The following is an 18,239-nucleotide window of genomic DNA, read 5'->3' on the forward strand; positions in this document are numbered from 1 at the left end:
TTCAACGGAATGTGAGGTCAGGGCGGTACGGACGTGCTCAGAGCACCGCGCTGAGAAACTCGCGAGTACGTTCGTGCTCCGGGTCCGTGAAGATTTTCTCCGGCGGGCCGGACTCGATGACCTTGCCGGAGTCGAACATCATCACGTCGTCCGAGATGTCCCGGGCGAAGTTCATCTCGTGCGTGACGCAGAGCATCGTGATGTCCGTGGTGTGGGCGATGTCCCGCAGGACGTCCAGCACCCCGGCCACCAGCTCCGGGTCGAGCGCCGAGGTGACCTCGTCCAGCAGCAGGATGCGCGGCCGCATCGCCAGCGCGCGGGCGATCGCCACCCGCTGCTGCTGGCCGCCCGAGAGCTGTGTGGGCCTGGCCGCGCAGCGGTCGCCGAGACCGACCAGGTCGAGCAGCTCGCGACCGCGCTCCTCGGCCTCGTCCTTGCCCAGGCCGAGCACCCGTACCGGGGCTTCGGTGACATTGCGCAGGACGTTCATGTTCGGGAAGAGGTTGAACTGCTGGAAGACCATGCCGATGTTCTTCCGTACCTCCCGCACATGCTTGTTGTCGGCGGGAAACAGCTTCTCGCCGTTGACCGTTATCGTTCCCTCGTCCGGTTTCACCAGGGTCATCAGCAGCCGCAGGATCGTGGTCTTCCCGGATCCCGACGGGCCGACCAGGGTGACGTGCTTTCCGGGCTGTACGGAGAAACAGAGGTCGTCCAGGACGGTGTTCTTGCCGAATCTCTTCGTGACGTTGTCGAACCGGATCAATTCGTTGGCGTTCTCGGCGGACACGTTCTCGGCGGACACGGTTTCAGCGGACAAGACGACGCTCCAGGGCTCGCATGAGAAGAGAAGCCGGATAGGCGATGAGGATGAAGGCGACGCCGACGACGGTCAGCGGCTCGGTGTACTGGAAGGTGGCCGCGCTCTCCAGCCGGGACTGCTGGAGCATCTCCAGCACGCTGATCCCGGCGAGCAGCGGCGTGTCCTTCAGCATCGAGATGACGTAGTTCCCCAGCGCAGGCACGATGCGCCGGATCGCCTGCGGCAGGATCACCGCCAGCCAGGTCCGGCCCACCGGCAGGCTCAGCGCCGTGGCCGCCTCCCACTGCCCGGCCGGCACCGCGTCGATGCCCGCGCGGTAGACCTGCGCGGTGTACGTCGAATAGTGCAGCCCGATCGCGATCGTGCCCGTGGTCAGTCCGGAGAACTGCACCCCCCATTCGGGCAGCACGAAGAAGAAGAAGAAAAGCTGCACCAGCAGCGGGGTGTTGCGGATGAATTCGGTGAGGACGTTCACCGGCCACCGGATGAAACGCGTCGGCGCCCGGAATCCGATCGCCCAGACGAGACCGAGGGTGAACGAGAGGACCGAGCCGAGCACCAGCACCTGAAGGGTGAGGAGCAGGCCGTCCCAGAAACGCGGCATGAAATCCGCGACAGCGGACCAGTCCCAGTTCATCGGGCACCTCCCGGCGTGGTGGTGATGCCGATCCCGGCCTTGGTCCTGCGTTCCAGCACCCGCATTCCCCGGGCGAGCAGGAAGGCGAGCACGAAGTAGATCACCAGCGTGATCGAGTAGATCTGCGCGCTCTCCTGGGTGGCCAGCCGCACCAGATAGGCCGCGAACGACACATCGGCGACGCCGAGCAGGGAGACCAGCGCGGTGCCCTTCAGCAGCTCGATGAGGAGATTGCTGAACGGCGGGATCATCTCGGGCACCGCCTGCGGCAGCAGGATCAGCCGCAGCCGCTGCCAGGGGGTGAAGTTCAGGGCGATCCCGGCCTCACGCTGCGCCGGCGCGACGGAGTTCAGCGCGCCGCGCACGACCTCGGCGCCGTACGCCCCGTACGACAGTCCGAGCGCGAGCACCGCCGCCCACATCGGGACCAGGGCCCAGCCGAAGAGGCCCGGCATGACGAAGAACAGCCAGAACATCAGCACCAGGGCCGAAGTGCCCCGGAAGATCTCGGTGTAGAAGCCCGCGAGGAAGCGGACGAAGCGCGAACGGTGGGTCCTGGCCGTCCCCACGGTGAAGGCCACGAAGGTGGCCAGCGCGGCGCTGTACAGGGTGAGCTGGACGGTGATCCAGATTCCCGGGAGCACCCAGTTGGTCCAGAGGCCGGCGGTCATGCGCACAGCTCCTCTGCGGTGAGCGTCGTCATCTCCGACTCGGTGAAGCCGAAGGGCTTCAGGACGCGGAACAGCTCTCCGCTCTTCTTCATCTTGTGGATCTCGACGTTGAAGGCGTCGCGCAGGCCGGTGTCCGTGGGACGGAACGCGAAGCCGCCGCCGTCGACCTTCTTCTCGCCGTCCACCAGCGGGGCGAACGGCTTCGTCGCCTCGGCCTTGCGGCTCTTCTTCACCACTTCGCGGCCGGTGAGCGCGGTGCCCGCGAAGACGTCCACCCGGCCCGACTCGACCGCGTTCAGCCCGGCGACCGGGTCCTGGAGGATGACGATCTCCTTCTCGGGGACGCCGGCGGATATCGCGTACTCGATCTCGGCGTAGCCGGTGCCGGTGGCGAACTTCGCCTTGGTCCGCACCACGTCCTGGTACGAGTGGAGACCCTTGGGGTTGCCCGTACGGACGAGGAACGAGTCGAGCATCTGATACTCGGGATCGGCGAAGATGACCTGTTTGCACCGGTCCGCGTTGATGTACATCCCGGCCGAGACCACATCGAACTGCTGGGAGTTCAGCCCGGGTATCAGCGAGGAGAAGTCGGTGGCCACGGGCTGCACGTTGGCGACGCCGAGCCGCTTGAAGATGATCTTCGCCAGCTCCACGGCCTCGCCGGTGAAGTCGCCCTGGTCGTTGACGTAGCCGTACGGAGCCTCGCCCGCGATGCCGAGCCGCACGGTGCGCTGCGATTTCAGCCGGGCGAGCGTGTCACCGGAGGGGATCTTCGCGCAGCCGGCGGTTCCGAGCGCCCCCGCCGCGCCCAGTACCGCCGTGCCCAGCAGCAGAGATCGTCGCCCTATGGACCGTTTTGTGGTTCTTTCTCTGTGGTGCTCTGGAGGTGAAGCCATGGGCGCGCGGCTACCCGACTCCAATCGGGTTATGCACATCAATTTGAGCCGATCACCCGCGGCCGGTGTGCCCTTGACTCGGTGGATCAGGCGAGGACCATGAAGGCATGACCGACCGATTTGTGACTGTGTCGCTCGACAAGCGCGGGGTGCGTTGCACCGCGAAACTCCTGGATGACCGGGCTCCGGTCACCTGCGCGGCGGTGTGGGAGGCGCTGCCGCTCGGCTCGGACGTCTACCACGCGAAGTACGCGCGCAACGAGATCTACGCGCTGTTTCCGGCCTTCGCCGCCGAGGAACCGCCGCTGGAGAATCCGACCGTGACCCCCATCCCCGGAGATCTGTGCTACTTCACCTTCTCCGACACCGAGTTGGGCACCTCGTCGTACGGATACGACACGAAGGCCGTGACCGCCCGCCGCACCACCGTCGACCTGGCCCTCTTCTACGAGCGGAACAATCTGCTGATCAACGGCGACATGGGGTGGATCCCCGGCATCGTCTGGGGCACGGTGGTCGACGGCCTCGACCGGATGGCCGAGGCGTGCCAGGACCTGTGGCGGGCGGGCGCCATCGGCGAGACGCTCAGCTTCCGCCGGGAGTAGTTGCCCGCCGGGAGCGGCGTACCCCCTCCCGGGCGTCCCAGGCGTCCCAGGCGTCCCGGGCATCCCAGGCGTCCCGGGCATCCCGGGCGCCCCGGCCGTCCCGGCCGACGAGGCCGCCGCGGGCGCTCAGCCCACCCCCACCCCCGGCGCCGGGATGTGCGCCGCCCCCGCCTCGTACAGCGCGTGCGCGGCCCGCATCACCAGCGCGTCCCCGTGCCGGGCGGCGACGATCTGGACCCCGATGGGCAGCCCGTCCCCGTCCACCCCGCACGGCACGCTCACGGCGGGCTGCTGGGTCAGATTGAACGGGTACGTGAACGGGGTCCACGACGTCCAGCGCCGCTGCCCCGTCCCCCTGCCGCCCGCCCCCCGGCCGCCCGCGCCCCCGGGCGTCTCCACCCCCGCGGCGAACGCCGTGACCGGCAGGGTCGGCGTCACCAGCAGGTCGTACGACTCGTGGAACCTGCCCAGGCGCCGCCCCAGCTCCATCCGCGCGTCCACCGCGGCCAGGTACTCCAGCGCGCTGTACCGCTCACCCGCCGCCACGATCTCCCGCAGCCCCGGATCGAGCAGCTCCCGCTGCTCCTTGTTGAACGACTGCGTCAGCCGCGCCGCGCCGCCGAACCACAGGGTGTGGAAAGCCTCCACCGGATCGCTGATGTCCGGATCGGCCTCCTCGATGTACGCGCCCAGCTCCGCGAGCCGGCCCACCGCCCGCCGTACCGCCGAGGCCACCGCGGGCTGGACCGCGACCTGGCCGCCGAAGGACGGCGAGTACGCGATCCGCAGCCCCTTCACGCCCTCCGCGAGCGAGCCGGTGAGAGCCGGCGCCGGGGCGAGCTGCGACCAGTCGCGCCAGTCGGCGCCGCTGATCACATCCGTCAGCAGAGCCGTGTCCGCCGCGTCCCGCGCCATCGCGCCCGCGTGCGCGAGCGTGCCGAACGGGCTGGACGGATAGAGCGGCACGCGCCCGTACGTCGGCTTGAGCCCGAAGATCCCGCAGAACGAGGCCGGGATGCGCACCGAGCCGCCGCCGTCCGTGCCGATGGACAGCGGCGCCGCGCCCGCCGCCACCGCCGCCGCGCTGCCGCCGCTGGACCCGCCCGAGGTGCGGGATAGGTCGTACGGGTTACGGGTCACCCCGTTCAGCGGCGAGTCCGTGACCCCCTTCCAGCCGAACTCCGGCGTGGTCGTCTTCCCGACGAGAACCGCGCCGTGCTCGCGCAGCCGCGCCACCGCCGGCGCGTCCACGTCCCAGGCACCGGCCGCCCGTACGGTCCGGGAGCCGCGCAGGGTGGGGCCGCCGCGCTGGAGGAAGATGTCCTTCACCGAGACCGGCACGCCGTCCAGCAGCCCCTGCGGCTCGTTCGCCCGCCACCGCCCGGCCGACGCCTCCGCCTGGGCGAGCGCCGCCTCGGAGTCCACCCGTACGAACGCGTTGACCAGCGGCTGGACCGCCGCGATCCGGTCCAGTACGGCGCGGGTCACGTCGACGGGGGAGAAGTCGCCCCGCCGGTAGCCCGCCAGCAGCTGCCGCGCGGTCAGCCGGGTGAGACCTGCGGGGTCGGCGGGGTCGGCGGGAGTGGCGGGAGTGGTCACGTCGGTCGGGGCGCTCGGGTCGGTCGGGAACGCGTGATCAGTCATGCATGGGGACGTACCCACGTTTCTTGTCCACCACGTTCGAAAGGGGCTTTCCGGCCGCCCAAAGTTCGTAAAGCTCCACGAACTGTTCACCCAGCCGGTCGCGCCAGCCGACCGTGTCCCCGCTCATGTGCGGCGAGACGATCAGCCCGGGAACGTCCCACAGCGGGCTCCGCGCGTCGAGCGGCTCCCGCTCGAAGACGTCGAGCGCGGCGCCCGCGATCCACCGCTTGGAGACCGCGGCGATCAGGTCCTCCTCCACGACGAGCTGTCCGCGCCCCACGTTGATGAACCGCGCCGACGGCTGCATCAGCCCGAACAGCCGGGCGTCGAACATCCCGCGCGTCGCGTCCGTCAACGGCGCCGCGCCGATCACCCAGTCGGCGCGGGTGACCAGCCGGTCCAGCTGGTCGGCGCCGTGGATGCCGGGGCGCGCCGTACGGCCGGTGACGGCGACCGCCACGCCGAGCGTCCGCAACGTCCGCGCCACGGCCCGGCCGATCGGACCCGCGCCGATCACCACGGCGCGGCTCTCCGCGACCCGCAGCCCCTCGCGATGGCGCCAGCGGCGCTGCCGCTGAAGCTCCAGGGTGCCGGGGAGGTCCTTCGCCATGGCGAGAACCAGCCCCGCCACGTACTCGGCGATGGGCTCCTCGAAGATCCCCCTGGCATTGGTGACGACCGTGTCGGAGGCGACCAGCTCCGGGCAGAGCAGCCGGTCCACCCCGGCGCTCGCGGTGTGCACCCAGCGCGGCCGCGGACCCTCGCCCGGCCAGGCGTTCCGTACCGCGTCGGAGGTGAAGTCCCAGACCAGCAGGACATCGGCGAGCGGCAGCGCGGCGGCGAGACCTGCCTCGTCGGTGGTGCTCACCAGCGCCCTGCCGGTGAGCCGGCCGAGCCGTGGTGAGGAGGGGGAGGGGCCGGCCGGTTCGAGGACGAGGAGAGTGGGGGACGCCATGCGGAGGTGCCCTTCTGCCGGGGCCGGATTCGCCGTCGGATCTCCCGCCGGATTTCCTGCGGGAAAAATCCGTGCAACGTCTGAGATGTGACGATTGACCACGCTCGCACCTGGCTCCTACCGTCGTCAACAAGAAGCGTATAAGGGGGCCAGCCATGGAAGTCTCCTTTCTGGGTGGACCACAGCCGCAGCGTGGTGTCGGCGTGGTCGCTCCGTTCGATTTCGCACTCGATCGCGAACTCTGGCGATGGGTGCCCGACGAAATCTCGCTGCGTGTGACCAGAACGCCCTATGTGCCGGTCGAGGTCTCCCTCGATCTCGCCCGGCTGGTCAGCGAGCACGAGACGCTCCGCGAAGCGGTACGGGCGCTGAGCGCGTCCGAACCCGAGGTCGTCGCCTACGCCTGTACCTCCGGCAGCTTCGTCGGCGGCCCGCTCGCCGAACGGGCCATGTGCGAGGAGATGAGCCGCTCCGGCGAGGTGGACTCGCTGACCACCACCGGCGCGCTGGTCGAAGCGCTGAGAGAGCTGGGAGCCACCCGGATCGCGCTGGTCACGCCCTATACGGAGTCCGTCACCCAATCGCTGGAGGACTATCTGGCCGAGGTCGGGGTAACGGTCACAGGACGCGCTTTTCTGGGGCTGACCAGGGATATCTGGAAGGTGCCGTACCGCTCGGTCATGGATATGGCGCGGCAGGCCGTCGTCGGGGCGGCCGACGCGCTCTTCATCAGCTGCACGAATCTGCCGACGTACGACGCGATTCCCCAGTTGGAGGCCGAGCTGCGGATGCCCGTCCTGTCGGCCAACCAGGTGACGATGTGGGCGGCGTTGCGCAGACTCGGCGCGCAGGCCGTCGGCCCGTACCAGGCGCTGCTGATGGACCGGCGTCAGGCCGGACCGCTGCGGCCGCCCGTGCGGGAAGTGCCGCCGGTGCCGCCGGTGCCGCCGGTGGAGTCCCTTCCTCCGATCGCACCGGTGGGGCCGGCGCAGGCGGGCCTGCCGCCGGACGCGCTGCCGCTGCCGGACGATTCGGAAGGATGGACATGACGACCGTCGGATTCCTCTACCCCGGGCACTCCGCCGAGGACGACTATCCGCGCATCGAGGTGCTGCTCGACAGCGACATCAGGCTGCCCCTCGTCCACACCGACATCGGCGAGGACGCCCACCGGGTCGACGCGCTGATCCGGATGGGCGAGGACGAGCGGCTCGCCACGGGAGTGGAGGAGCTGCGGCTGGCCGGCGCCGAGTCGGTGGTCTGGGCCTGCACCAGCGGCAGTTTCGTGTACGGGTGGGACGGCGCGCGGGAACAGACCCGCGCCCTCGCCGGGGCGGCCGGGCTGCCCGCGTCGAGTACGTCGTTCGCCTTCGCCCACGCCGTACGGGAGCTGGGCGCCGAGCGGGTCGCCATCGCCGCGACGTATCCGGAGGATGTCACCGGACACTTCACGGCGTTCCTCAAGGCGGCCGGGATCGAGGTCGTCGCCGACCGCGCCAGCGGCATCATCACGGCGGCCGAGGTCGGCACCTGGGACCGTGACCAGGTGCTGGAGCTGGCGCGCGCGGGTGATCATCCGGACGCGGAGATCGTCCTGCTGCCCGATACGGCGCTGCACACGGCGGCGTATCTGCCGGAGCTGGAGGAGGCGCTCGGCAAGCCCGTGCTCACGGCGAACCAGGTGACGGTCTGGGAGGGGCTGCGGCTGGCGGAGCGCAAGGTGTGGGCGCCGAGGCTGGGGACGCTGTTCGCGAGCCGGGTGTAGCGGGGCAGGTGCGGCGGGGCCGGGTGCAGCGGCGGGGCTGGGAATCGCCGTCCGGAATAACCGGAGCGACCCTCCTGTTGGAGATGATCTGCTAGTTGTCTTGATGCAGTTGTCTTCAAGCAGTTGTCTTTATGCGCGGGAGGGTCTGACCGGTGGACGAGGCGAGCCGAGGCACGACGGCCGATACGAGCGGCGGTACCACGGGCGAGAGGACGGCGGACGCGCCCCGGGAGTCCACGGACCCCATCCGGGGCACGGCACGCGGCACCGCCCCCGTACCCCTGTCCGTACTGGACCTGGTCACGGTGGGCAGCGGCTCCACCGCCACCCAGTCGCTGCGCACCAGCGTCGAGCTGGCCCGGCTCGCCGAGCGCAGGGGCTACCACCGCCACTGGGTCGCCGAGCACCACTCGATGCCGGGCGTCGCCTCGTCGTCCCCGGCGGTGATCCTCGCCCACCTCGCCGCCCACACCGAGCGCATCAGGCTGGGCTCCGGCGGCGTGATGCTGCCCAACCACGCGCCCCTGGTGATCGCCGAGCAGTTCGGCACGCTGGAGGCCCTCGCCCCCGGCCGCGTCGACCTCGGACTCGGCCGCGCCCCGGGCACGGACGGGGCCACGGCCGCCGCGCTGCGCCGTACGGACCGGCTGAACGAGGGCGCGGACGACTTCCCGCAGCAGCTCGCCGAGCTGACTCGCTTCCTGGACGACGACTTCCCCGACGGCCACCCGTACTCCCGTATCCACGCGGTCCCCGGGCCGGTCCAGGGACCTCCGGGACGGCCGCCGGTCTGGCTCCTGGGCTCCTCCGGCTTCAGCGCGCGACTGGCCGGGGTGCTGGGGCTGCCGTTCGCCTTCGCGCACCACTTCTCCGCCCAGAACACCGTTCCCGCGCTGGACCTCTACCGCGAGTCCTTCAGCCCCTCCGGGGTGCTGGACGCCCCGTACGCGGTGATCGGCGTCGCGGCCCTGGCGAGCGAGTCCGAGCACGAGGCCCGCAGGCAGGTGCTCTCCGGCGCGCTCTCCATGGTCCGGCTGCGCACCGGCCGCCCCGGCCTCGTACCGACACCGGAGGAGGCGGAGGCGTACCGCTTCAGCTCCATGGAGCAGGACTTCGTGGACAACTGGCTCGGCAATATCGTCCACGGCACCCCGGACGAGGTGCGCGACGGCCTGAACGACCTTCAGAAGCGCACGGGCGCCGACGAACTGATGATCACCGCCCAGGCCCACGGCGGCGACGTCCGGCTGCGCAGCTACGAGCTGATCGCGGACGCGTACGGCCTGCCGACGGACTGATCCCTCCCCCTCCTCTCGACCCCCCTCCTCCCGGCCCCGGGCGCACCCGCGCCCGGGGCCGATTGTCAGTGCCTCCTCGTAGCGTTCTCGTAGTGGGTGCGGCGGACAAGGCCGCCGGGCCCAGCCTGGGGGAGAGGTCTGTCATGTCGCGTGCCACGACGTATCTGGAGCTGTCGCAGGAAGGCGCCGGGGCGCACAAGTTCTACGAGGTGACCGTGGACGGCACGGTGGTCTCGGTGCGCTACGGCCGGATCGGCGCGGACGGCCAGTCGCAGATCTCGTCCTTCCCGACGGAGGAGAAGGCGCGGGCCGCCGCCGCGAAGAAGGTGGGCGAGAAGGTCCGCAAGGGATACGCGCCCGCGGTCCAGGGCCGGCGCGCGGCACGCGCGGTGACGCGCCGCCAGGTCACCTCGGCGCCCTCCACGTCCCGCTCCGTCGCCCCGGTGCTGTGGCGGTTCCGTACGGGCTCCTCGGCCTTCGGCATCCACATCGACGAGGACCGCTGCTGGGTGGGCAACCAGGCGGGGGACGTCTACACCCTCAGCCACGGCGGCGAGGTGCTGGCGCGCTACGCGCTGCCCGACGGCGTCAAGTGCCTGGTGGCGGACGACTTCTGGATATACGCGGGGTGCGACGACGGCAAGGTGTACGACCTGTCGTCGAAGCTGCCCTTCGCGGCGTACGACATCGCGGCCGACGTCGACATCTTCTGGCTCGACATCCGCGAGGGCGTGCTCAACGTCTCCGACCGCGACGGCGGGCTGACGGTCATCGACCACGAGGACGAGCACCAGTGGTCCCGCAGGTCCGCCGGGGGAGGCGCCTGGATGGTGCGCGCCGACGAGCGGGCGGTCTACCACGGACACGGCAAGGGCGTCACGGCGTACGAGCCGGGCGGGTCCGGCGAGCTGTGGCACACCCCGACGACGGGCGGGGTGCTGTTCGGCTGGCAGGAGGACGCGTCGGTGTACGCGGGCACGTCGCGCCACGTCGTCCAGCGCCTCGCGAAGGCCACGGGCGTCGTCGAGGCGACGTACCGCTGCGACACCGCCGTCTACTCGTGCGCCACCGCGCCGGGCGGGCGCTATGTCTTCGCCGGTGACAGCTCCTCCTCGGTCTACTGCTTCGACGCCGACGGGACCCGGCTGTGGAAGCTGGGCACGGGCGGCGGCTCCGCGCTCTCCATGCAGTATCTGGACGAGAAGCTGTACATGGTCACCACCGACGGCTCCCTCGTCTGCGTGGACGCGAGCGCCACCGCCGTCACCGCCGCCCAGCAGGGCACGGTCCCCGTCGCGATGGACGTCAAGTCGGCCGCCGCGCTGCCCACCTACACCCCGGCCACCTCGGTCCGGACGGTCGCGACGGTCTCCTCGGCGGCGGCTCCGGCGGGCGGGGTGGTCGTGGAGTGCGTCGACGACGGCGGCAGGCTCCGCGTCCATGTCGTCTCGGACGGCTTCGAGCCCACCTGGAACGTCCAGTTCCCGCGCGGCATACGCCAGGCCGGCACCCGGTACGTGGTGGAGGCGCTGCACCCGGCGCAGGGGGGCTTCTACCGGGTACGGGGCGAGATCAAGCGGCTGGTCTGACCCGGGCGGCGGCGGGCGCGGGCACGGGCACGGGGGCGGGAGCGGGGGCGGGAGTGGGAGTGGGCACGGGCACGGGGGCGGGAGCGGGCACGGAGGCGGGAGCGGGGATGGTGCTCCGGGCGGGGGCCGGGAGCCGGGGAGGGGGCGTGGGGAGCGCCGGTCACGCGTGGTTCGCCGCGACCGCCACGATCATCTCCGCGATCCGCTCGGGCGCCACCGGGCGGGAGAACAGCCAGCCCTGGCCCGTGTCGCAGCCGATCCGCTGGAGCCGCGCGGCCTGACCGGACGTCTCCACGCACTCGGCGGTGACCGTCAGCCCCAGCCGGTGCGCGAGCTGCACCAGCGCCTCGACGATCGTCTCGTCCGCCGGACTCGGGTGCACCCCCTCGTCGTACCTGAACCCCCGTACGAACGAGCCGTCCAGCTTGAGGACCGAGACGGGCAGCCGGCTCAGATAGGCCAGGTTGGAGTAGCCGGTGCCGAAGTCGTCGATGGCGATCCGCACCCCCATGTCGCTCAGCGCCTGGAGCGCCTGGAGGGGGCGGCCCGCCGAGCCCATCACCGCGGACTCGGTCAGCTCCAGTTGCAGCAGCTTCGGCGCGAGCCCGGTCTCGCCCAGGATCTCGGCGACATCGGTGACGAGGTCCGAGTCCCAGACCTGGCGCACGGCGACGTTGACGCTGACGAACAGCGGCGCGGTGTCCGGATGGTCCAGCTGCCAGCGCCGCGCCTGGCGACAGGCCGTCCGCAGCACCCACCGGCCGAGCTGCACGATCGAGCCGTCCTCCTCGGCGATACCGATGAACCGATTCGGCGCCAGAGTGCCGAATTGCGGATGGTTCCAGCGCACCAGCGCCTCCACCCCGCGCACGATGCCGTCCGCCATCCCCACCAGCGGCTGGTACTGGAGGACGAACTCCTCGCGCTCGACGGCCGGTCGCAACGTCGAGGTGAGCGCCTGCCGGGTCATCCGGTGGGCGTTGCGCTCCGGATCGAAGAGCGTCCAGCGGGCCTTGCCGTCGGCCTTCGCCCAGTACAGCGTGGTGTCCGCGGCCTGCATCAGACCGGTCGGGGTGGTGCCTTCCGCCGCGCGCTCCACGACCCCGATCGACGCCGAGACCGAGAGCCGCTGCCCGGCCAGGTCGAAGGGGCGCTGGAGCGCGACGAGCACGGAGCGGGCGAGGTCGGCGAGTTGCTCCGTACCGGTGGAGTCCTCGACGAGGATCGCGAACTCGTCGCCGCCGAGCCGCGCCACCAGATGGCCGCCGCTGCGGGTGTAGCCGTCGTGGTCGGCGCACTCGGTGAGCCGACCCGCGACGGCGGCCAGCAGCCGGTCGCCGATGCGGTGGCCGAGGGTGTCGTTGACGGCCTTGAAACCGTCGAGATCGAGGTAGCAGAGACCGATCCGCCCTGTTCTGCCATCGCTGTACGACCGGCGGGCCGGGTCGTACGCCCCGGCCACGGCCCCGATCCCGACGTCGCATGTCGACGCCTCCAGCGCCGAGGCGAGCCGCTCGAAGAACAGGGTCCGGTTGGGCAGCCGGGTCACCGAGTCGTGCATCTGGAGGTGACGCAGCCGCGCCTGGAGTTCGCGCCGGTCGCTGATGTCCGCGATCGACAGCAGCACATTGCCGCTCTCGGGCACGGGCGCGACGGTGACCTCGGCCCACAGCGTCCGCCCGTCGGGGTGCTTGAGGCGGCGGGTGCAGCGGAAGCGGGAGCGCCGGTTGTCCAGCACCTGGCGGTAGGAGTGCCAGGTGCGGCTGTCCGACGCGAGGTCGACGAGGTCGGCGGCGGGCTGGTGGCACAGGGCGGCGGGCTCCGTACCCAGAAGCGCGGCCAGCGCGTCGTTGGCGCTGATGACCGCGCCCTCGTGGTCGATGACGGCCATGGCGAGCTGGGCCACCTGGAACGCGGCGTGGAAGTCGCGCAGCGCGCGGAGCTCGGACTCGGAGCCGGGCGGCTCGGGGGCCGCCGTCGGCTCACACCGGTCGCGGAGGTCCTGCGACTCGCGGGGGTCCTGCGGCTCCTGCTCGTGGAGGCCGTCCTGCTCGCGAGGGCTGTGCCGCTCCTGCTCGCGAGGGTTCTGCTGCTCGGCGGAGGTTCTGCCGAGGGTGTGACGTTCTGTGATCGGGTGGCGTACGGTGCCGGCCGCCGCGACTGCCGCCGGCCGCGGCCCTTCGGAGGTTCCGCTCACGGCTCGCTCCCGCGGTGCAGTGGTGTCGTATCAGGGGGGTCGGGACGGGTCAGCCAGAGAAAGTGTGCCGATCATAGAGGGATGCCGGGGGGCCATTCCAGCTTCTGGACAGGGAAGCAAGAGACGGAAAGCCGCGGGCAACTGATTGAACGATCGTTTCTGCGCGCCTGGCCTTGGCGGACGCCCCGCCGATCGCTCGCGATCCACGGTGACTTTCCGTAAGAACCGGGGTGTCGTGGTGTTCACCGCGTGCTGACGCCGTGGTGACGGTGGTGAGGGTGGTGCACATGGTGATCACGGTCGTGATGGAGACGGTGAGGCCGATGGTGATGCCGGTGGGATGCCGGTGGTTGGCGCGGTGATGGCGGGGTGGTGCGGGTGCTCACTCATGTGGGGCAGCGGAACAGGGCATATCACCTCAAAATCGCACAGGGTGGGTGTGGTGTCCCCCATCCTGTAGCCGGAGGTCGACGTGGAGCGTCCGCAGCCACCCGGGCCGATCGAGCGCCCCCGACTGCGCAGGACCGCGGCGGCCTTCACCTCCCTCATGGCGCTCGCCGCCACCTCCCTGGTGGCCGGGCCCGCGGTGGCGGGGGCCGCGCGGGGACCGTGCGCCCTGCCCCGTACCGCCGCGCACCACTCCCTCGGCCTCGACACCTGGAACGCGTCCTACCCGCGTCCCGACCGCACCCTCGACGCGATCATGATCTTCCTGTCGTTCCCCGACTCCAGGCCCAAGTACCGTCCGGCCGAGCTGGCCGCCGATCACTTCCCCGCCACCAGCCGCTTCTACGAGCACGCCTCGTACGGGAAGTTCAAGCTCCGCGCGCATCCGCGCCGCGACTGGCTCCGGATGCCGCACCCGTCGACCGCGTACGGGATACGGCGCGACTGGGCGCCGACGCGGCGCACGGCGTATCTGCGGGACGCGCTGGCGGTCGCCGATCCGCACGTCGACTTCTCGCGCTACGACATCGTCTATCTGGTCGCGGACCCGGACGCGCCGGGCGTCGACTCCGACGCCACCAAGGTGGTCAACTTCGAACACCCCCTGCGGGCGGACGGTACGGACATCAAGCGCGTCGTCACCGTCTTCGAGCGGCATCCGCCCGACCGCAATGTGCTGGCCCACGAGACCGGGCACGTCTTCGACCTGGCCGACCTCTACCACCGGCCCATGGACGGCAAGGGCGACTGGGACACCTACGTCGGGGACTGGGACGTGATGGGCAGTCAGTTCGGTCTCTCGCCCGACCTCTTCGGCTGGCACAAGTGGAAGCTCGGCTGGCTCGACCGGCGCCAGGTGCGCTGCGTACCGCCGACGCGTACGAGCCTGCTCACCCTGGAGCCGATCGCCGCCCCGCGCTCCGTCGGCGGCAGTACGGGGACGAGGCTCGCGGTCGTCAGGACCGGCAAGGACTCGGTGCTGGCCATCGAGGCCCGCGCCGCGACCGGCAACGACATCAACACCTGCACCGAGGGCGTGCTGATCTACCGGGTGCGGGGCTCCACCGCCTCCGGCGGCGGCCCGGTGGAGGTGGTGGACACCCATCCGGGCAGCGAGGCCTGCTGGGACCGGTCGGTCTACCCGCAGCTGGCGAACGCGCCGCTCGGCGTCGGCGAGACCTTCACGGTGCCGGGGGAGCGGACGCGGGTGCAGGTGGAGGACCGGACGGCCACGGGCGCCTGGACGGTCAAGATCACCCCGGGCGTCTGAAGCGCGGTCGGGGACGCGTTCGGGAGGGGGCAGAACGAAGGAAGCCCCTCACGCGAGTGAGGGGCTTCCTTCTGTCGGTGCGCCGCCAGGGACTCGAACCCCGGACCCGCTGATTAAGAGTCAGCTGCTCTAACCAACTGAGCTAGCGGCGCCTGCTGACGTCGTAGACCTTAGCACCCGGATCGGCGGTAGGAAAAATCGATATCCGCGGGCCGCTCGCGGAGCCGTTTCAGGTGGTCAGGGCGGTGCGCGTGGGGGCGCGCCGCAGGGCGCGGGCCGCCCGTACACAGGCCCACAGCAGCACCTCGGGACCCGGCAGCCACGGCTGGAGGGTGTCGGGAGCGACCACCCAGCGCGGACCGGGCGCGGGGCCCGGGACCAGCGGCGGTACGGTCACGGCGTCACCGGCGCCGTGGCAGAGCAGCGGCGGCGGCGCGCTCTCCCGCCCGCCGGAGCCGCCGGGGCTGCCGGAGCCGCCGGTTCCCGCGCCGCCCCACTCCTCCCAGGACAGCAGGGACGGCAGCCGCTGCGCGGTGCCCGGCGCGGCGAAGAGCAGCGTACGGCCGCGGTACTCGGCCACCGGTCCGGAGCCGGGGCCGTCGGACCACAGCCGGTCCAGCATGCGCCGGCCGAACACCGCCGGGGCGCTCACCACGTCGAACGCGGAGCCGCAGGGCAGCACGCTCGGCGCGGCCGGCCGGGCGTCCCACAGGGAGAGGGTGGAGCGGGGATACGGCCCCGCCGAGGCGAGCCAGCGGGCGCCCGCCGGGGTGACGTACGCGGTCTGATGGCGGCTCTCGTCGTGGACAAGGCCGAAGATGTCGGAGCGGCGCTCAGCGTGCAACGCGCCGGGGCTCGGGGTGGGGTCGTCTCGTCGCCATGCGCTCATGACTCCAGATCTACCGGGAGTAACGATCCTGTTCCTGAGAGTTCCCGAAAACCGGGACAGGCGGCACGCGGGGGCGTAACCTTCGCCTCGGCATATGCCACACGCGTAGCGCGAGACTACGGGTGTCCCGCCAGTCCCTCGCCGCTCAGCAGGTCCCGGCCGAATTCGACCATCTTCTCGGTGTAGTCCTCGGTCCACTCCGCCCGCAGCGCGATATCGGCGGTCGTCAGCCGGTCGAAACGGCGCGGATCGGCGAGCTGCGCGGCGGCCACCGCCTGGAACTCGACCGCCCTGTCCGTCGCCGCGCGGAACGCGAGAGTGAGCTCGGTCGCTCTGGACAGCAGCTCGGCCGGGTCCTCCAGGGACTCCAGATCGAAGAAGTGCTCGGGGTCGGCGACCGCCTCCGAGGGCTCGAAGAGCAGTGGCGCCGGTCGTACCCGCCGCTCGCTCCGCTCGGCATCCGCCATGTGGTTCCTCCTGCTCGTGCGTGTACGGGCCCCATGGGCCACCATCCATTGTCCAACCGCGCGCAAGTGGGCCTCGGAACGGCCGTGCGGACCGGTGCTCGCGCGCGGTGGGACCTGCGTTGAGCCCTACTGCCGGCCGACGACGTGACGCGGGTCATCCAGCCACACCCGTTGACCGTCGCTGTCGACCGACAGGCCGAAGCGGGACCGTTCCGGCTCCCCCAGTTCGTGCCACCGGAGGAATGCCTTCCGTACGTCGTCCCACAGCGCGCGGGGGCCGTACTGTTCCACCTCGTACGTCTCCGCGCCGGGGACGTACTCGACGGTCGCCCACGATTTCCGGTCGTCGGCGAAGAACCACAGGGTGGCCTCCCCGCTGCCGTCGTCCGCGCCGCACCAGTGGTACCAGGCATCGGTCACGCTCAGGCCGGTGAAGAACGCGGGATCGTCCTGGATCACGTTCTGCGGCGGGATGTCGGTGCTGCCCTTCTCTCCCTCCTCCCGGTGGTAGACATCCGTGACGCGTCCGGCGCACCCCGATGGGTGCGGTCCCACATGAAGGCCGGACGGCCGGAGAACCGGCCCCGCGCCTTTCCGTTCACCACATCCAGAGTGGCGTAGGAGCCGCTGAAGTAGCTGCTGCCCCAAGGGGTGACGATGCGCCCGCATAAAGAGGCGGGAGCGTACTCCGGGACGGGACTCTTCAGCAGCGGCCGTGCCCCACTCCGGCGCGATTACGGGCGCCAGCTCACCCTGTGCTCCGACAGCCGCGCCAGCACCGCGTGATTCGCCTCCCAGCCGTCCGGGAACTTCACCGTGACCCCCAGCTGCACCGGTTCCGTCGACGGATGCTCGTCGAGCAGTTCCGCGACGCCCGCCCGGCACACCACGACGCACGCGTGCCGGTGCCGGGAGGCGAGTACGCACAGCCGGCCCGTCTCCAGGTGGAACGCCGTCGCGTCCGGCCGGCCCGAGAGCGGGTGCAGCACCACCGTCACGTCGAACTCCCGCCCCTGGAGCCGGTTCGCGGTGTCCACGGCCACCCCCTCCACCCCCAGCTCGGCCAGCGCCGCCCGGACCGCCGCCGCCTGGTCGCGGTGGGCCGTGCCGACCGCGATCCGGTCCGCCGTCACCGGCACCGGGTCCGGCGCCCGCTCGCTGGTGGCCACGCCCCCTCGGTCCAGCAGCCTGCGGACCACCAGCGCCACCGCCCGTACCGCCTCCGGGTCCGTACGGGGCGTGTGCCGGGCCGGCAGCTCCAGCAGCCCCCATCCCGACTCGGCCGCCTCGTCCAGCACCCGGTCGGGACCCGAGCCGTCCGACGCCACCCCGAAGGCGAGCCGCCGGTCGCCGGGACCGGTGCCGCTGCGGAACGGGGTGTACGGGTAGAACGCGTCCGACACCAGCGGCGCCGCCGACGCGGGCAGCCGCCACGACACGGGCAGCCGGTGCTGGGGCAGCTCCGGGTTGTGCGCGAGCAGCGTCGAGACCGCGCTCGCCGACGGGTCGTACGACAGCCCCGCCCACTGCTCAGCGCCCACCACGCTGAACGGGTCCAGCTGGCCCGGGTCCCCGACGAACAGCGCGCGCTCGAAGAGACCGGCGACGGCGAGCAGCGCGTCCGAACGCATCTGGTACGCCTCGTCCACGATCGCGTGCCGCCACGGCTCGACGCCCTGCACATGCGCCCACTTCGCGGCCGTCGACACCACGATGTCCAGCCCCGCGAGATCGGCGGCCTTCGCGGACTTGCGCACGGCGGGCAGCTCGTCCAGCGCCTTGTCGTACGGGTCCGGGTCGTTGCTGTGCAGCCGGCCGACCGGCAGGTCGGGGTCCTTCTCGGCGAGCCGTACGACGAGATCGTCCACCTGTGCGTTCGTCTGCGCGACCACCATCAGCGGACGCCCCGCAGCGGCCAGCTCCAGCGCGGCCCGCACGACCAGCGTCGACTTGCCGGCGCCGGGGGGCGAGTCGACGACCACGCCGCGGTGGGGGCTGTGGAGGGTGTCGCGGAGGATGGCGTCGGTGGCGCGGGTGGCCGCGACGGCGGGGTCGGCGGCACGGGTCGGCTGCGCGTGCATCA

Annotated in this window: 16 protein-coding genes, 1 tRNA gene and 1 pseudogene; 6 read left to right on the plus strand and 12 right to left on the minus strand. The window is 71.4% G+C overall.

The window, feature by feature from the left end:
• Positions 1-37: 37 nt before the first annotated feature.
• From ehuA to ehuB, 4 genes are read right to left on the minus strand one after another with little or no spacing between them, the layout of a single operon-like run.
• Positions 38-820, minus strand: a complete 783-nt coding sequence (gene ehuA, locus OG627_RS22865) for an ectoine/hydroxyectoine ABC transporter ATP-binding protein EhuA (protein ID WP_329067953.1) — start codon at positions 818-820, stop codon at positions 38-40.
• On the minus strand, positions 810-1,460 hold the full coding sequence (ehuD, locus tag OG627_RS22870) for an ectoine/hydroxyectoine ABC transporter permease subunit EhuD (RefSeq protein WP_329067955.1): 651 nt from the start codon (positions 1,458-1,460) through the stop codon (positions 810-812). The genes ehuA and ehuD overlap by 11 nt, the downstream gene beginning before the upstream one ends.
• A complete protein-coding gene (ehuC, locus tag OG627_RS22875; RefSeq protein WP_329067957.1) occupies positions 1,457-2,131 on the minus strand; it encodes an ectoine/hydroxyectoine ABC transporter permease subunit EhuC in 675 nt (224 codons plus the stop codon). Before ehuC ends, ehuD begins: the two co-directional genes overlap by 4 nt.
• Positions 2,128-3,030: an ectoine/hydroxyectoine ABC transporter substrate-binding protein EhuB gene (gene ehuB, locus OG627_RS22880; RefSeq protein ID WP_329067959.1), complete on the minus strand. Its 903-nt coding sequence runs from the start codon at positions 3,028-3,030 to the stop codon at positions 2,128-2,130. Before ehuB ends, ehuC begins: the two co-directional genes overlap by 4 nt.
• A gap of 107 nt (positions 3,031-3,137) precedes the next feature.
• Here ehuB and OG627_RS22885 point away from each other — a divergent pair, with 107 nt between their 5' ends.
• A complete protein-coding gene (locus OG627_RS22885) occupies positions 3,138-3,635 on the plus strand; it encodes a DUF3830 family protein (protein WP_329067961.1) in 498 nt (165 codons plus the stop codon).
• Between the two features lie 126 nt (positions 3,636-3,761).
• Here the strand turns inward: OG627_RS22885 and OG627_RS22890 are convergent, their stop codons facing one another.
• Together OG627_RS22890 and OG627_RS22895 are read right to left on the minus strand one after the other, a co-directional pair.
• The gene (locus OG627_RS22890; RefSeq protein ID WP_329067963.1) at positions 3,762-5,279 is read right to left on the minus strand and encodes an amidase; all 1,518 of its coding nucleotides are present in this window, start codon (positions 5,277-5,279) and stop codon (positions 3,762-3,764) included.
• A complete protein-coding gene (locus OG627_RS22895) occupies positions 5,272-6,234 on the minus strand; it encodes a D-2-hydroxyacid dehydrogenase (RefSeq protein WP_329067966.1) in 963 nt (320 codons plus the stop codon). Before OG627_RS22895 ends, OG627_RS22890 begins: the two co-directional genes overlap by 8 nt.
• 155 nt (positions 6,235-6,389) lie before the next feature.
• On the opposite strand from OG627_RS22895, the gene OG627_RS22900 reads away from it, so the two are divergent.
• From OG627_RS22900 to OG627_RS22915, 4 genes are all read left to right on the plus strand, one after another.
• On the plus strand, positions 6,390-7,283 hold the full coding sequence (locus tag OG627_RS22900) for a maleate cis-trans isomerase family protein (protein WP_329067968.1): 894 nt from the start codon (positions 6,390-6,392) through the stop codon (positions 7,281-7,283).
• Entirely contained in the window at positions 7,280-7,999 is a 720-nt protein-coding gene (locus OG627_RS22905) for a maleate cis-trans isomerase family protein (protein ID WP_329067970.1), read from the plus strand. Before OG627_RS22900 ends, OG627_RS22905 begins: the two co-directional genes overlap by 4 nt.
• Before the next feature lie 245 nt (positions 8,000-8,244).
• Positions 8,245-9,297, plus strand: coding sequence for an LLM class flavin-dependent oxidoreductase (locus OG627_RS22910; protein ID WP_443073645.1), 1,053 nt, complete (start codon positions 8,245-8,247; stop codon positions 9,295-9,297).
• Positions 9,298-9,440: 143 nt separating this feature from the next.
• Positions 9,441-10,886, plus strand: a complete 1,446-nt coding sequence (locus tag OG627_RS22915; RefSeq protein ID WP_329067974.1) for a WGR domain-containing protein — start codon at positions 9,441-9,443, stop codon at positions 10,884-10,886.
• A gap of 160 nt (positions 10,887-11,046) precedes the next feature.
• On the opposite strand, the gene OG627_RS22920 is transcribed toward OG627_RS22915, so the two are convergent.
• Positions 11,047-13,083: a putative bifunctional diguanylate cyclase/phosphodiesterase gene (locus tag OG627_RS22920; protein WP_443073523.1), complete on the minus strand. Its 2,037-nt coding sequence runs from the start codon at positions 13,081-13,083 to the stop codon at positions 11,047-11,049.
• Positions 13,084-13,555: 472 nt separating this feature from the next.
• On the opposite strand from OG627_RS22920, the gene OG627_RS22925 reads away from it, so the two are divergent.
• Positions 13,556-14,800 (plus strand): M6 family metalloprotease domain-containing protein, encoded by a 1,245-nt coding sequence (locus OG627_RS22925; RefSeq protein WP_329067976.1) that lies wholly within the window; start codon positions 13,556-13,558, stop codon positions 14,798-14,800.
• 78 nt (positions 14,801-14,878) lie between these two features.
• Here the strand turns inward: OG627_RS22925 and OG627_RS22930 are convergent.
• From OG627_RS22930 to OG627_RS22950, 5 genes and pseudogenes are all read right to left on the minus strand, one after another.
• Positions 14,879-14,952, minus strand: a tRNA-Lys gene (locus OG627_RS22930).
• Positions 14,943-15,689 (minus strand): annotated as a pseudogene (locus OG627_RS22935) (bifunctional DNA primase/polymerase). The gene OG627_RS22930 and the pseudogene OG627_RS22935 overlap by 10 nt, the downstream one beginning before the upstream one ends.
• 116 nt (positions 15,690-15,805) lie before the next feature.
• Positions 15,806-16,156 (minus strand): hypothetical protein, encoded by a 351-nt coding sequence (locus OG627_RS22940; protein ID WP_329067977.1) that lies wholly within the window; start codon positions 16,154-16,156, stop codon positions 15,806-15,808.
• 126 nt (positions 16,157-16,282) lie between these two features.
• Positions 16,283-16,711 carry a hypothetical protein gene (locus OG627_RS22945; RefSeq protein ID WP_329067979.1) on the minus strand — a complete coding sequence of 143 codons (429 nt, stop codon included), beginning with the start codon at positions 16,709-16,711 and terminating at the stop codon, positions 16,283-16,285.
• Between the two features lie 179 nt (positions 16,712-16,890).
• A complete protein-coding gene (locus OG627_RS22950) occupies positions 16,891-18,237 on the minus strand; it encodes an AAA family ATPase (RefSeq protein WP_329067982.1) in 1,347 nt (448 codons plus the stop codon).
• Positions 18,238-18,239: the final 2 nt, after the last annotated feature.

This window comes from Streptomyces sp. NBC_01429 (genome assembly GCF_036231945.1).
Classification (GTDB): domain Bacteria; phylum Actinomycetota; class Actinomycetes; order Streptomycetales; family Streptomycetaceae; genus Streptomyces.

Excerpts from the sequence above, each read along its gene's own strand:
- OG627_RS22950 (WP_329067982.1), bottom strand. The coding sequence starts at position 18,237 with ATGCACGCGCAGCCGACCCGTGCCGCCGACCCCGCCGTCGCGGCCACC.
- ehuC (WP_329067957.1), bottom strand. The coding sequence starts at position 2,131 with ATGACCGCCGGCCTCTGGACCAACTGGGTGCTCCCGGGAATCTGGATC.
- OG627_RS22915 (WP_329067974.1), top strand. The coding sequence starts at position 9,441 with ATGTCGCGTGCCACGACGTATCTGGAGCTGTCGCAGGAAGGCGCCGGG.
- ehuD (WP_329067955.1), bottom strand. The coding sequence starts at position 1,460 with ATGAACTGGGACTGGTCCGCTGTCGCGGATTTCATGCCGCGTTTCTGG.
- OG627_RS22895 (WP_329067966.1), bottom strand. The coding sequence starts at position 6,234 with ATGGCGTCCCCCACTCTCCTCGTCCTCGAACCGGCCGGCCCCTCCCCC.
- OG627_RS22905 (WP_329067970.1), top strand. The coding sequence starts at position 7,280 with ATGACGACCGTCGGATTCCTCTACCCCGGGCACTCCGCCGAGGACGAC.
- OG627_RS22885 (WP_329067961.1), top strand. The coding sequence starts at position 3,138 with ATGACCGACCGATTTGTGACTGTGTCGCTCGACAAGCGCGGGGTGCGT.
- OG627_RS22940 (WP_329067977.1), bottom strand. The coding sequence starts at position 16,156 with ATGGCGGATGCCGAGCGGAGCGAGCGGCGGGTACGACCGGCGCCACTG.
- OG627_RS22890 (WP_329067963.1), bottom strand. The coding sequence starts at position 5,279 with ATGACTGATCACGCGTTCCCGACCGACCCGAGCGCCCCGACCGACGTG.
- OG627_RS22900 (WP_329067968.1), top strand. The coding sequence starts at position 6,390 with ATGGAAGTCTCCTTTCTGGGTGGACCACAGCCGCAGCGTGGTGTCGGC.
- ehuB (WP_329067959.1), bottom strand. The coding sequence starts at position 3,030 with ATGGCTTCACCTCCAGAGCACCACAGAGAAAGAACCACAAAACGGTCC.